The organism is Streptomyces sp. NPDC001135 (genome assembly GCF_053598395.1).
Window position 1 is genome coordinate 21,114 of record NZ_JBSFKD010000001.1, and the last position, 13,136, is coordinate 34,249.

The window sequence follows — 13,136 nt, forward strand, 5'->3', positions numbered from 1 at the left end:
CGACGCCTCAGGACTCCTTGACGGCGATGGTCTCCACCGTGTTCGCCACGTGCTCGAACGCGTCCGCCGCCTCTTCCAGGACGTCCACGATCTGCTTGAGCTTGAGCACCTCGATCGCGTCGTACTTGCCGTTGAAGAGGTGCGCGAGAAGCTTGCGGTGGATCTGGTCCGCCTGGTTCTCCAGACGGTTCACCTCGATCCAGTACTCGGTGAGGTTGTCCATCGTGCGCAGGTTCGGCATCGCCTCCGCCGTCAGCTCGGCGGCCCGGGCCAGCACCTCGATCTGCTGCTCGACGCCCTTCGGCAGCTCCTCGACGTTGTAGAGGACGACCAGGTCGACGGCCTCCTCCATGAAGTCCATGATGTCGTCGAGGGACCCGGCGAGGGCGTAGATGTCCTCGCGGTCGAACGGCGTGATGAACGAGGAGTTCAGCTGGTGGAAGATCGCGTGCGTGGCGTCGTCACCCGCGTGTTCCGCGGCCCGCATACGCTCTGCGATCTCGGCTCGGGCAGGTGCGTCCGCCCCGAGCAGTTCCATCAGGAGCTTCGAGCCCGTGACGATGTTGTCCGCGGAGGCGGCGAACATGTCGTAGAAGCTCGTCTCCCTGGGGGTCAGACGAAAGCGCACGTGGGGTCCTCGGGGTGCTTCGGTTTCGGTCAGGCTGATGCTAGGCGCATCATCCGGCCACGGCTATCGGGCCGCATCCCAGTGTCGCCCATCGGGAAGAGTGATCAGCACGGGGGCGCACCAAGGCCCTCCTACCCCGCAGAATTCGTTACCATATACCCAGTAGGGGTATGTATCCGCAGCTCGTTCCGAAGGGGAGGCCCGCGATGACGACGACCGAGGCCGGCGCCACGCACGGCTACCACAAGCAGAAGGACGAGCACCTCAAGCGGCTGCGCCGGATCGAGGGGCAGATCCGCGGCCTGCAGCGCATGGTCGACGAGGACACGTACTGCATCGACATACTCACGCAGGTCTCGGCCTCCACCAAGGCGCTGCAGTCCTTCGCGCTGCAACTGCTGGAGGAGCACCTGCGGCACTGCGTGGCCGACGCGGCACTCAAGGGCGGCGACGAGATCGACACCAAGGTGGACGAGGCGACGAAGGCGATCGGCCGCCTCCTGCGGTCCTAGCCGTCACGTTCCTCGGACACCCGCAGCACCTCGTCGATGCTCTCCAGGCTGAGCCGGTCCTCGGCCGCGGAGGCCGCGATGATCAGCTCTCCGCACAGTTCGATCTCGGCGAGGGCCACATGGTCCTGCACCGCCGTACCGCCGACCGGAGCCACCCGCCTCACCTCTTCCCTGCCGTCACCGACTTCCTAGAGTAGGCAGCCCTCTACACACCGCGCATGGCACGGACGGGCTACTTACGGGGTGGTGGTACGGACTAGTCGCCGCCCTCGGCGATACGGCCCGCGTAGATGTCCGCCGAGCGTGGCAGCCGTACGCCGGCGGGGACGCCGAAGTCGTACAGCAGCGTCGTCGAGGCGACCGCAACCGGGATCTTCTGCCGGCTGTTGACGAAGCTGAAGTGCTGTCTGAGCTTGCGGATGCGGCCCTGGTCGTCCAGATAGGCGTCGAACGGGACCCGCGTGGTGGCGAACCCTTTCGCCGCCGCGGCCAGCGGCTGCCGGTAATCGGCGGAGGCCAGGCGGGCCGCGCTGCGCAGATCGGCCGTGCCCCGGTAGTGCCGTACGGCCGTGCCGCCGACCTCGGTCCTTCCGACGTAGGCCGCCGTACGGGTCCCGCGCAGCACCTCGGCCGCCGCGTACGGGTCGGTCGCGCCACCGGTGACCAGGTTGCCGTCGGACAGGGTGGCGGTGTCCACCCGCACCCACTTGTCGGCCGGCACCCCCGCACCCCGGTTCTTCATGAACAGGGCGCCGGGAGCGAGGAGTTCGGTGATCGGCTGGTGCTCGGCGGTGCCCGACGGGTCCTCGGGGAGGACCACCGTGAGCCGGCCGAGCCGGCTGTGGAAGTCGTAGACACCCTTGCCGCGGATGGTGACGCGGGTGCCGCCCGTGGCCATCTCCATGGACGTGGTGGCCTTGGAACTGCCCGCGCCGCTCAGTGTGTCGGCGGTCCGGTGCAGAACGGCGACCGGATCGCCCCCGCCCCCGACGTCCTCGGCGGCGGCCCCGGTGCCGGAACAGCCCGTGGCACCCGCCCCGAGGCCGAGCATGATGCCGACCGCGACGAACGTCCTGCCCGCGTTCCTGTGCTGCCGCCGATCCATCGCCTGCCTACCCCCAGCCGGTACGTCCGTCACGGGCCCCCTGTCGTCCGGTTAACGACGGGTAGGAGGCGCCGTCACGCGCGGGCCGGGCGTGGAGACAGCCGTGCGAACCCTTTTGCGCACGGGTGGGTAACGTTGTCGGGGTGACAGTCACCGCGGCACGGCAGGACGGGCCGGAACACGCCCGGTCCGGGCAGGAACACCTCGTCACGACGGTCGAAGAGGGCCGCTTCTGCGTGGCCCGCTGCAGCTGCGGCTGGCGCGGCCCCGCCCGCAGGGCCCGCAGCCAGGCCCGCACCGACGCGGAGGTCCATCTGACGGAGCGGTGACCGCGGCATCCGGATGAAGTGGCCGGAAACCGCCTCGGCCGCTCCGCAACCCACCCGCCCCGGGGGGCCGTTCGCGAGGAGGACGCACACCGTGCTGCGCCTGGCCGGGCGCGGCCCTGGAGCCGGGCACCATGGACGCATGGGACGTACCTCACTGGTTCGTGCGGCCGGCTGTGTGCTCTGGCGCCGCTCATCCTCCGGCAGCGTCGAACTGGCCCTGGTCTTCAGGCCCAAGTGGTCGGACTGGTCCTGGCCCAAAGGGAAGATCGAGAAGGGTGAGACGGCCCGCGCGGCCGCCCTGCGAGAAGTACGGGAAGAGACCGGTCACACCTGCCGGCTCGGCGCCGCCCTGCCGTCCTCCCGCTACATCGACCACCGGGGCCGACAGAAGGAAGTCGTGTACTGGTCCGCGGAGTCGACGGGCGGAAGCTTCCAACCCGGCGACGAGGTGAGCAGGCTGCTCTGGCTGCCGCCGGACGAAGCTCGCGAACGCCTGACCTACGAACGGGACAGGGAGCTGATCCCCCCGGTCCTCGCCGCCATCGACACCGAGACGCACCGGGGGGACTGACGTGCCGGCAGCGGCGCCGACGGCAGAGGTCCCGGGCACGGGCGGGGCGGGCAGGACGCGGGTCGATCGTCCGCCGGACGGAGCGTGCGCCGGGGGCCGAGGTGTGGGCGGGGCCGTCGCGGCCGGCCCGGAGACACCGGACAGCGGGGCGGGCAGCAGGCCGCGACGGTCAACAGCCGGACCCGCGCGGGAGACCCCGGGGCGGCCCCTGGGCGGACCCCGCCGCTTCCTCGTGCCGCACGCGGGGCACCAGCGCTCTCATCCGGTCCCGGTGGCCGTCGAGGCCACGGACACAGGCCACCGTGCCACGTGAGCAGGATCGCGCCGCCACCGCAGAACACCATGAGTCGGCTGATCCGTGAACCCCGCGGGCGCGTGAGGCCGATGCCGACCAGCGCCCCGAAGAGCTTCAGGAAGCCGGTCACCAGCAGGACGGCCACAAACCACGGCACTCCGTCGCGAGCGAGCTCCACCAGCGACGGCGACACCGTCGACCGCGCGCCGAAGGTGGTGCCCGTCGCCCAGACGAAGCTGGGGAACGCGTGATCGACATGACTCGACCATGGCCCGGACCGCGACGGCGTGCGTCGTCCGCACGGACGATCCGCCTCCCCCGCGAGAGCTACCCCTCGGCGCCCGAACGGCGACTCAGGGCGCGCTCACGGTCTGCTTCTGCCAGGCCTGCTGGAAGGCGAACCTGGCGGCCTCCACCTCGTGCCGCTGGTCGGCGTGGAGCACTCCGAGCGCGTACGCCGTCGCCGGGGCGATCCGGGGGGTACGGGCCGCCTGGGCCGCCGCCGCTGCCGCCTCCGAGGCGTCCCGGTGCCGGTTCAGTGCCTGCCCCGCCGTCAACAGCGGTACGTCCACCGGGGCGTTGCCCTCGTGCAGCACCTCCCGGGCGTACCGGTGCAGGCGCAGCAGCAGGCGTACCTGGTGCCAGGGGCCGTCCTGGGGGTGGGGGGACGGATCCGGGGACAGGCCGTGGACGAGGGCCTCCGCGTTGTACGGGTGGCCCGCGGTGACCAGAGGGAGCGCGGTGATGGCGTCTGTCAGCCGTTCCTCCGCGGCGGCTGCCAGGGGGTGCAGGTCGGTGGTGGGGGCGGCGGGGGTGAGGGGGACCTCGCTGGCGAGTACGGCGACCTTGTCGGCGACGGCGTGGAAGCGGGAGGAGCCGAGGGCCTGCAGCGCCGTGGAGTGGGCCCGGGTCCGGGCCAGCGTCAGCTGGCGTTCCAGCAGGGCGCCCGCCTTCGCCGCGCCGACGGTCAGGTTGCCGCGTTCCGCGGGGGGCGTCTGGCCGGCCGGGCCACTGGCGTTGGCGGCTGCCGCTTTCAGGGGCACGGCCGCCGCCCCGGCGGCACGGCTGCCCGCGGCCACGACGGCTGCCGCATCGACCGCCTGGACCGGGAGCACCGCCGCCCCCGACAGGCGGTGCAAGGCCAGGAGCAGGCGTTCCAGGCGGGACTCGTATGCGTGCTCAAGGCCCAACGTGCCCGAAAGCCACGCCAGTTCGGGGCGCATCTCCTCGGACCAGTCGGGGTCGAGGAGGGGGCGGAAGGTGTGCAGGCTGCCGCTGATGCGGCGGGCCGAGCGCCGCAGCAGGCGTGCCGCGTCGACGGACTCCTCCGTGCCGTTCGCCGTGGTGCCCCCCGTCTCGCGGTGCAGGCGCAGGGCGCGGAGGAACTCCGTGGCCTGGGCGCGCAGGAACGCCGCGAGGGCGTCCCCGGTCACCACCTCGGCCGTGGGATCCGTCGGGTCAAGGTGTCGCTGTGCCACGCCGGCGCCTCCGGGCGTCTATGAGCATCTCCTGGACGTTGCGCAGGGGTTGGCCGTCCGCGTCGGTCGCGTGCCGTGTCCACTCGCCGTCGGGGCCGAGGTGCCAGGAGACGGTCGTGTCGGACATGCCGGTGTCCAGCAGCCGGTTGAGGGCTGCGCGGTGGGCGGGGTCGACGACCCGCACCAGGGCCTCTATCCGGCGGTCGAGGTTGCGGTGCATCATGTCGGCGCTGCCGATCCACACCTCGGGTTCGCCGCCGTTGCCGAAGGCGAAGACGCGGGAGTGCTCCAGGAAGCGGCCGAGGATCGAGCGGACCCGGATGTTGTCGGACAGGCCGGCGACGCCGGGGCGGATCGCGCAGATGCCGCGCACCCACACGTCCACCGGCACGCCCGCCTGGGACGCGCGGTAGAGGGCGTCGATGACCGCCTCGTCGACTATGGAGTTGACCTTGACGCGGACGAAGGCCGGACGGCCCGCGCGGTGGTGCTGGACTTCCTTGTCTATGCGCGAGATCAGGCCGTCCCGCAGGGACTTGGGGGCCACCAGCAGGCGGCGGTAGGTCTCGCGGCGGGAGTAGCCCGACAGGCGGTTGAACAGGTCGGACAGGTCCGCGCCGACCTGCGGGTCGGCGGTGAGCAGGCCCAGGTCCTCGTACAGGCGCGCCGTCTTCGGGTGGTAGTTGCCGGTGCCGACGTGGCTGTAGCGGCGCAGGGTCTCGCCCTCCTGGCGGACCACCAGGGACAGCTTGCAGTGCGTCTTCAGGCCGACCAGGCCGTAGACGACGTGACAGCCGGCCTCCTCCAGCTTGCGCGCCCACTTGATGTTGGCGTGCTCGTCGAAGCGGGCCTTGATCTCGACCAGGACGAGGACCTGCTTGCCGGACTCGGCGGCGTCGATGAGCGCGTCGACTATCGGGGAGTCGCCGGAGGTGCGGTACAGGGTCTGCTTGATCGCGAGGACGTCCGGGTCGGCCGCCGCCTGCTCCAGGAAGGCCTGCACGGAGGTGGAGAAGCTGTCGTACGGGTGGTGCAGCAGCACGTCCCGGGTGCGCAGGGCGGCGAAGATGTCCGGCGGGGACGCCGACTCGACCTCGGCGAGGTCGCGGTGGGTGCCGGCGACGAACTTCGGGTACTTCAGCTCGGGCCGGTCGAGGCTGTGGATGCGGAAGAGGCCGGTGAGGTCCAGGGGGCCGGGGAGCGGGTACACCTCGGCCTCGCTGATCTTCAGCTCGCGGACCAGCAGGTCCAGCACCTCGCGGTCGATGGACTCCTCGACCTCCAGGCGCACCGGCGGGCCGAAGCGGCGCCGCATGAGCTCCTTCTCCAGGGCCTGGAGGAGGTTCTCGGCGTCGTCCTCCTCGACCTCCAGGTCCTCGTTCCGGGTCAGCCGGAAGGCGTGGTGCTCCAGCACCTCCATCCCCGGGAACAGCTCCTCGAGGTGGGCGGCGATGACGTCCTCCAGAGGGACGTACCGGCCCGGGGCGGCCTCCAGGAAGCGGGACAGCAGCGGCGGCACCTTCACGCGGGCGAAGTGCTTGTGGCCGCTGACCGGGTTGCGTACGACGACGGCCAGGTTCAGGGACAGGCCGGAGATGTACGGGAACGGGTGCGCGGGGTCCACGGCCAGCGGGGTGAGGACCGGGAAGATCTGGTGGCGGAAGAGCGTGAAGAGGCGGGCCTGCTCCTTCTCGGCCAGCTCGTTCCACCGGACCAGGTGGATGCCCTCGTCCGCGAGTGCGGGGGCGACGTCCTCGTGGTAGCAGGCGGCGTGCCGGGCCATGAGCTCGCGCGAGCGGGCCCAGATCATCTCCAGTACCTCACGCGGCTGCAGCCCGGAGGCGGAGCGTGTGGCCACGCCGGTGGCGATGCGGCGCTTCAGGCCTGCCACCCGGACCATGAAGAACTCGTCCAGGTTGCTGGCGAAGATCGCGAGGAAGTTCGCACGCTCCAGCAGGGGCGTGTTCGGGTCCTCGGCCAGCTCGAGGACGCGCTCGTTGAAGGCGAGCCAGCTGCGTTCACGGTCGAGGAACCGGCCCTGCGGCAACGGTGCGCCGTCGACCTGCGACTCTTCGTACGCGTCGAGGTCGGCATCGATGTCGGGTTCCAGGTCGGAGACGGTCGCGGACACCGTGTGCGGGCGGTGCGCTGCGATGGAGCCCACGGAGGGCTGGACGTGCTGGACCTCGGCTGCCTGGGTGTCTTGCTGACTCATGAACCCATTCTTCCGCGCCAAGGGCGAGACGGGCGCGTCGGAACGTGCGGGAGGGAGCGTCACGGTCCCGTTTCCCGCGGGCCCCTCGGGGGGCGGCGAAGGCTCTGGCACGGCGGGCTTCATTCGCCGAGCGTCGCAAGCCTGGCTGAATCGATGGTTACGGAGACATGACGTGCGGGATAGCGGGGGGAGGCTCCCGGGGGTCGTGATCGCGAAAGTGACGTGGATGCCCGACGGCCGGCACCGCGTTCGTGCCCGGCCCTCGCCGCGGACGCGGCCCCCGCACGCCACACGGGCGAGCCGGACCCGGCCGGTCCATCGCCGCCGCGCTGATCCGCGGCGTGCTGATTCGCGCCGCCCAGTTCGCCGTCGCCCTGCTCGCCGCCGCGCTGATTCGCGCCGCCCAGTTCGGTGCCGCGCGTGTCGCCCTGATCGCCTCCGTCGGCTCCGCGTCGTCGTGCTCGTGCGTCTGTTGACCGGCCGCCGGGCGGTGGTGGGCGGTGGTGCTGTGCGAGCCGTCGGGCCGCCGGTACCGGCGGCCCGTGCTCAGGTCTCCGTGCGGTACATCAGGTCCGTCTCGTACGTGCTGAAGCCCAGCCGCTCGTACACCGACACCGCCGCCTGGTTGTCGGCGTCTACGTAGAGCATCGCGGTGGGCAGCTGCTGGGCGGCCAGGTGGCGCAGGCCGATCGTGGTGAGGGCCTTGCCGAGCCCGCCGCCCTGCTCGCCCGGCCGCACGCCGAGGACGTACACCTCGCCGAGCCCCTCCTCGGCGTGCACCTTGGTCCAGTGGAAGCCGACCAACTCCCCACGCCGTTCGGCGAGGAAGAACCCGGCCGGGTCGAACCACGGCTCGGACTTGCGGTCGTCGAGGTCCCGTTGGGTCAGCGAGCCCTGCTCGGGGTGGTGGGCGAAGGCGGCGGCGTTGACCTCGAGCCAGGCGGCGTCGTCCTTGCCGGGCACGAAGGCCCGCACGGTCACGCCCTCCGCCAGTACGGGGTCGGGCAGCGCCAGGTCGGTCAACGGCCGCCGCATCTGGCGCAGTTCGCGGAACAGGGTCAGGCCGAGCACCTGGGCGAGATGCCGGGCGGCGGAATGCCCGCCGTGCGCCCAGACCCGGAGCCGCTTGCCGGAGGCGGCGAGCAGCGCCGAGCCGAGCGCCCGGCCGTGTCCGTGCCCGCGGTGCGTGGGGTGGACGACGAGTTCGGCGGCCGGTGCCTCCACCGGGTCGGTGTCCTCCAGCTGGGCGTAGCCGACGAGTTCGCCGCCGAGGGTCAGCAGCAGATGCGAGACGCCCTCGCGGGCACCCCCGCGCAGCTGCAGCCGCCCCTGCTCGGACACCGGCTGCTGCCCGTCGACCCGGGCGGCCTCGGCGAGCAGGGCCAGCACGGCCTCGGCCTGGTCCGGGGTGAGCGCGGAATGGGTCTCGATGGAGCGGGCGGGGAAGGCCCGTACGGTGTCGTCGCTGCTCATGGGTAGAGGGTACGGCAGGTGACTCATTGATTGAGGTCTCACCGGAATTGCCCTTTTCCGGCCAGGTGGTCTTCTTCCGGCCGAACCAGATCGTCGCCGCGATCGGCACCAGTCCCGCCCAGAGCAGGATGCGCGGGGTCCACGTCCCAGGGCACATGCGTCGCGCCGAGCACGAACACGCCCTCCGCTGGGGCCCGGTGACGGCTTCCCCGGGTGGCGGCGAGCGCGAGCGGGAGGCCGTACGCGATCCGGGGGTGATCGCCGAGCAGTCGTCACCGGCCCGGCACAAGGTTGCCGTCCTCCGCGGTGCCCTCCTCCGCGGTGACCTCCTCCGCGTTGGCGGCCATGCGTTCCAGGACCCGGACGGCGGTGCGGTACTCGTCCGGTGAGATGCCGGTCGTGCACTGGCCGCGGAACGCGTCGACCCGCTCGGCCACGGCCGCCAGCCGGCGCCGGCCGTCCTGGGTGAGGGTGAGCCGGTCCGGTGCGGTGCGGGTCGCCCAGCCGCCGGTGAGTACGGCGTCGACGGACGCCCTCAGCGTGAGGACGTCGGCGTTGGCGGCGAGGGCCGACAGGACGTCGCGGTCGCCGGCCCCAGGGGTGTCGCGGACGACGTTGAGCACCTGCCAGTCGACGCGGGTGAGACCGAACTCCGTCAGCGTGGCGTTCATGGCGCGGGTCAGGGCCTTGTCGGTGCGGTTGAGCCAGTAGCCGATGGGCTTCACGCGGGGGATCCCTCCGGGGCGGGGCCGGTCAGCAGCCGCGGCCAGTCCTGTGCGGACGCCCACTGCGCGAAGGTGTGCCAGCCCACCTCGGGCCAGGCGCGCCGCAGGCCGGCGACGTCGACGTCCAGACCGTGGGTGTTGAAGTACTCGAACATGGCCGCCAGGTCGGCGGAGTGGGCCCGGACGTACCGCAGGGGCACCTCGTGGTGGGTGACCGGGCGGCCGGTGGCGGTGGCGAGGACGGCCGCGATCTGTGCGGGCGTACAGATGTCGGAGGCGATGTCGATGCGGCTGCCGGAGAACTCTTCGCGGCGCTCCGTCACCAGGGCCGCGAACGCGCCGATGTCGGCGGCGGGGATGAGTGTGATCGGCCGGTCGGCGGGCATGGGCCAGCCGAAGGTGTTCTCGCGCAGCCCCTCCAGGGCCCAGCCGCCCGCGTGGTTGTCCATGAAGGCGGCCGGGGCGATCACCGTCCAGGGCACCCCGGACTCGCGCAGATGCCGCTCGACCGCGTACTTGCTCTCGTAGTGCGGTATGCCGGTGCCGCGGTCGGCGTGCGCGGCCGAGGTGAGGACGACGTGGCCGACGCGAGCGGCCGCGGCGGCGTCGACCAGGGCCCGGCCCTGCCGGACTTCGGTGCCGGTGTCGGTGCCGAACGGGGTGGTGACCCCGAAGAGCGCGTCGGCGCCGGTGAGGGCCGCGTCGAGGGAGGCGCGGTCGTCGAAGTCGGCGGGGCGGATCTCGGCACCGAGGGTGCGCAGGGCGGTGGCGGCCGGTGCGTCGGGGCGGCGGGTCAGGGCGCGGACGCGGTGGCCGGCGGCCAGCAGGGCGCGGGCGGTGGCCCCGCCCTGGGCGCCGGTGGCGCCGGTGACGGCGACGGTGAGCATGGGTGTCCCCCGTGGAATAGAATGACTGTGTGACGCATTAGCTGCGCCACGCAGGAGAATAGCAGTCGGTTGCTGCGCCGCGCAGCGATTTGGAGGCGAGCCATATGACGGAGCCGAGCCGGGACCGGCTGTACGAGGAACTGTCCACGGAATCGCGCCGCTATCTGGCGGCCTACGTCCTGTTCAACCAGGCCGTCGCCGACCACCTCGGCCTGCACCCCACCGACGTGCAGTGTCTGAGCCTGCTGACGGCCGAGCCGGAACCTCTCACGGTCCGCCAGATCGCCGACATGACCGGCCTCACCACCGGCTCGGCCACCCGCCTGGTGGACCGGCTCGAACGCGGCGGCTATGTCGTCCGCACCCCCGACCGGCAGGACCGCCGCCGCGTCCTGGTCACCCCGGTCCCGGAGCACATCGCCCGGGTCGCCGCCGTGTGGGGTGATCTGCGGCAGGGCTGGCAGGCCATCTTCGACGACCACACCGACGCCGAACTCCAGGTGATCATCCGGCACATGCGCCGCGCGAACGACCTCAGCCGCGCCCAGATCGCGCACCTGCGCACCCGGCCGAAGCCGGACTGAGCCGACCGGGTGCGCCCGCGGGATCCGCTCAGCCGGCCGGCGCCCCGGACGTCCCCGGTGTCTCAGGTGTCCCCGGGGTCTCCGGCGGAGGCGTCGGCGCGCCCGGCAGGCGTACCGACGCCGTCGTGCCGCCGCCGTTCGCCCGGGTCAGGGTGACCTTGCCGCCCGCCTGCTGGACCGTGCGGGCCACGATGGACAGGCCGAGGCCCGAGCCCGGCAACGCGCGCGCGCTCGGGGAGCGCCAGAAGCGGTCGAAGACGTGGGGGAGTTCGTCCTCGGGGATACCGGGGCCGTGGTCCCGGACCGTCAGTACGCCCTCGCTCAGCTGCACTTCGATCGTGCCGCCCTCGGGGCTGAACTTCACCGCGTTGTCGAGGATGTTGACGACCGCCCGCTCCAGCGCGGAGGGCTCCGCCCGGACGTACCAGGGCTCCAGGTCCGCCGTGATCGTCAGCTCCGGGCCCCGCAGCCGGGCGCGGCGCAGGGCCGCCTCGACGGTGTCCCGCAGTGCCACCATCTGGAGGCGCTCGCCGCGCTGGCCCTCCGAGCGGGACAGCTCCTGCAGGTCGCCGATCAGCGCGGCCAGTTCCGTCATCTGCGCCTTCACCGAGGCGAGCAGGGCCTTGCGGTCCTCCGGCGGAAGCGGCCGGCCCGTCTCCTCGCTGCGGGTGAGGAGCTCGATGTTCGTGCGCAACGACGTCAGGGGCGTACGGAGCTCGTGGCCGGCGTCGGCGATCAGCTGCTGCTGGAGGTCGCGGGAACTGGCCAGCGAGGCGGTCATGGAGTTGAAGGACCGGGAGAGCCGGGCGACCTCGTCCTCGCTGTCGTCCTCCACCGGGATGCGGATCGTCAGATCCTCGGTCCGGGCCACCTCCTCCACGGCCTCGGTGAGCTTGTCGACCGGGCGCAGCCCCGCACGGGCCACCACGAGACCCGCGGCTCCCGCGCCGATCACTCCGATGCCGGAGACGAGGAGCAGGACGAGTGCCAGGTCGTTGAGGGTCCGCTGGGTGTCCTTGAGGGAGACGGCGACCATCAGGGCGACCCCGGGGTAGCGCTGGGGAACGATGCCGGGGCCTCCCACCAGTATCGGCACGGTCTTGACCCGTACGTCATTGCCGTGGGTGTCCTTGGCGTCGTGATAGATGCGGACGTCCCCCTTCGCGGCCACCGCCGCGTCCTGCGCCGAGGGCGTCACCGCTCCCCTGGAGTAGTTGAACACGCAGGCCTGGCCGTCCGACCTGATCACCTGCATGTAGTAGAAGGTGGGACGCACCGCGTTGGGTGGCGGCTCGTCCGCGCTCGTCGGGCAGGTGGCCAGGACCGCGGTGATCTGGTCCTCGGACAGCCGCTGGTTGAAGTTGTCGAGGGTCTTGTTGACCTGCACGTCCAGTTTGCGCTGCACGATGAACCAGCAGGTGACCGAGACCGCCGCGACCGCGAACGCCACCGCCGCCGCGACCAGCATCGCGAGCCGGGCCCGGATCGGAAGCGAGCGGTAGCGCCGTACCAGCTTGTTCACTCGGCGCCGCCCTGGCGCAGGACGTATCCCACGCCCCGCACCGTGTGCACGAGGCGCGGCTCGCCGCCGGCCTCGGTCTTGCGGCGCAGGTACATGACGTAGACGTCGAGCGAGTTGGAGGACGGCTCGAAGTCGAAGCCCCAGACCGCCTTCAGGATCTGCTCGCGGGTCAGTACCTGGCGCGGATGCGCCATGAACATCTCCAGCAGGGTGAACTCCGTGCGGGTCAGTTCCACCTGCCGGCCGCCCCGGGTCACCTCGCGGGTCGCCAGGTCCATCCGCAGGTCCGCGAAGGTCAGCGCCTCGTCCTCCTGGGCCTGAGCCGACACCGCCGCCGCGTACGAGCTGCGCCGCAGCAGCGCGCGGATACGGGCGAACAGCTCGTCCAGTTCGAAGGGTTTGACCAGGTAGTCGTCGGCGCCCGCGTCCAGACCGGTCACCCGGTCCCCGACCGTGTCCCTGGCCGTCAGCATCAGGATGGGAGTCGTGTCGCCGGCGCCGCGGATGCGGCGGGCAGCGGTCAGACCGTCCATGCGCGGCATCTGGATGTCCAGGACGACCAGGTCGGGCTTGTAGGCGGAGGCCTTCTCCAGCGCGTCCGCGCCGTCGACGGCCACCTGCGTGTCGTACCCGTCGAACGCGAGGCTGCGCTGCAGCGCCTCGCGCACGGCCGGCTCGTCGTCGACGATCAGGATGCGCTGGGGGTCACGGTCGCCTTCGGCGGGGCTCATCGCTCGCGATTCCTCAGGGGGTGCGGGGACAGGATGAACGGGTGTCTCTCAGCCTGCCACGCCCGACGGGCCGGGCGGCAC

15 protein-coding genes are annotated in these 13,136 nt (G+C 71.9%); 5 read left to right on the plus strand and 10 right to left on the minus strand.

Annotated elements, in window-relative coordinates; genetic code table 11:
• Nucleotides 1-7: 7 nt before the first annotated feature.
• Complete coding sequence (locus ACWC94_RS00105) at nt 8-628, minus strand: DUF47 domain-containing protein (RefSeq protein WP_031173265.1); 621 nt, start codon at nt 626-628, stop codon at nt 8-10.
• 206 nt (nt 629-834) lie between these two features.
• Here ACWC94_RS00105 and ACWC94_RS00110 point away from each other — a divergent pair, with 206 nt between their 5' ends.
• Nucleotides 835-1,140, plus strand: a complete 306-nt coding sequence (locus ACWC94_RS00110; protein ID WP_208900074.1) for a metal-sensitive transcriptional regulator — start codon at nt 835-837, stop codon at nt 1,138-1,140.
• Here the strand turns inward: ACWC94_RS00110 and ACWC94_RS00115 are convergent.
• Nucleotides 1,137-1,295, minus strand: a complete 159-nt coding sequence (locus tag ACWC94_RS00115; protein WP_450794615.1) for a hypothetical protein — start codon at nt 1,293-1,295, stop codon at nt 1,137-1,139. The genes ACWC94_RS00110 and ACWC94_RS00115 overlap by 4 nt on opposite strands.
• 101 nt (nt 1,296-1,396) lie before the next feature.
• Nucleotides 1,397-2,245, minus strand: a complete 849-nt coding sequence (locus ACWC94_RS00120; RefSeq protein WP_450794054.1) for a hypothetical protein — start codon at nt 2,243-2,245, stop codon at nt 1,397-1,399.
• Nucleotides 2,246-2,388: 143 nt separating this feature from the next.
• On the opposite strand from ACWC94_RS00120, the gene ACWC94_RS00125 reads away from it, so the two are divergent.
• The gene (locus ACWC94_RS00125; RefSeq protein WP_450794055.1) at nt 2,389-2,574 is read left to right on the plus strand and encodes a hypothetical protein; all 186 of its coding nucleotides are present in this window, start codon (nt 2,389-2,391) and stop codon (nt 2,572-2,574) included.
• Nucleotides 2,575-2,713: 139 nt separating this feature from the next.
• Entirely contained in the window at nt 2,714-3,145 is a 432-nt protein-coding gene (locus ACWC94_RS00130; protein WP_450794056.1) for an NUDIX hydrolase, read from the plus strand.
• Nucleotides 3,146-3,793: 648 nt separating this feature from the next.
• On the opposite strand, the gene ACWC94_RS00135 is transcribed toward ACWC94_RS00130, so the two are convergent.
• The gene (locus ACWC94_RS00135) at nt 3,794-4,918 is read right to left on the minus strand and encodes a CHAD domain-containing protein (RefSeq protein WP_450794057.1); all 1,125 of its coding nucleotides are present in this window, start codon (nt 4,916-4,918) and stop codon (nt 3,794-3,796) included.
• Nucleotides 4,899-7,256, minus strand: a complete 2,358-nt coding sequence (locus tag ACWC94_RS00140; RefSeq protein ID WP_450794058.1) for an RNA degradosome polyphosphate kinase — start codon at nt 7,254-7,256, stop codon at nt 4,899-4,901. The genes ACWC94_RS00135 and ACWC94_RS00140 overlap by 20 nt, the downstream gene beginning before the upstream one ends.
• A gap of 218 nt (nt 7,257-7,474) precedes the next feature.
• Here ACWC94_RS00140 and ACWC94_RS00145 point away from each other — a divergent pair, with 218 nt between their 5' ends.
• Nucleotides 7,475-7,609 carry a hypothetical protein gene (locus tag ACWC94_RS00145; protein WP_450794059.1) on the plus strand — a complete coding sequence of 45 codons (135 nt, stop codon included), beginning with the start codon at nt 7,475-7,477 and terminating at the stop codon, nt 7,607-7,609.
• A gap of 70 nt (nt 7,610-7,679) precedes the next feature.
• Here ACWC94_RS00145 and mshD read toward each other — a convergent pair whose 3' ends face one another.
• The 3 genes from mshD to ACWC94_RS00160 form a co-directional block, all read right to left on the minus strand.
• Nucleotides 7,680-8,606: a mycothiol synthase gene (gene mshD / locus ACWC94_RS00150; protein WP_450794060.1), complete on the minus strand. Its 927-nt coding sequence runs from the start codon at nt 8,604-8,606 to the stop codon at nt 7,680-7,682.
• A gap of 272 nt (nt 8,607-8,878) precedes the next feature.
• Nucleotides 8,879-9,331 (minus strand): MarR family winged helix-turn-helix transcriptional regulator, encoded by a 453-nt coding sequence (locus tag ACWC94_RS00155; RefSeq protein ID WP_450794061.1) that lies wholly within the window; start codon nt 9,329-9,331, stop codon nt 8,879-8,881.
• Nucleotides 9,328-10,218, minus strand: coding sequence for an NmrA/HSCARG family protein (locus tag ACWC94_RS00160; protein ID WP_450794062.1), 891 nt, complete (start codon nt 10,216-10,218; stop codon nt 9,328-9,330). Before ACWC94_RS00160 ends, ACWC94_RS00155 begins: the two co-directional genes overlap by 4 nt.
• A 104-nt stretch (nt 10,219-10,322) precedes the next feature.
• Between ACWC94_RS00160 and ACWC94_RS00165 the strand changes: the two genes are divergently transcribed.
• Nucleotides 10,323-10,802, plus strand: coding sequence for a MarR family winged helix-turn-helix transcriptional regulator (locus ACWC94_RS00165; protein ID WP_450794063.1), 480 nt, complete (start codon nt 10,323-10,325; stop codon nt 10,800-10,802).
• Nucleotides 10,803-10,830: 28 nt separating this feature from the next.
• On the opposite strand, the gene ACWC94_RS00170 is transcribed toward ACWC94_RS00165, so the two are convergent.
• Together ACWC94_RS00170 and ACWC94_RS00175 are read right to left on the minus strand one after the other, a co-directional pair.
• Nucleotides 10,831-12,324 (minus strand): HAMP domain-containing sensor histidine kinase, encoded by a 1,494-nt coding sequence (locus tag ACWC94_RS00170; RefSeq protein ID WP_450794064.1) that lies wholly within the window; start codon nt 12,322-12,324, stop codon nt 10,831-10,833.
• Entirely contained in the window at nt 12,321-13,055 is a 735-nt protein-coding gene (locus ACWC94_RS00175) for a response regulator transcription factor (RefSeq protein WP_450794065.1), read from the minus strand. The genes ACWC94_RS00170 and ACWC94_RS00175 overlap by 4 nt, the downstream gene beginning before the upstream one ends.
• Between the last annotated feature and the right edge of the window lie 81 nt (nt 13,056-13,136).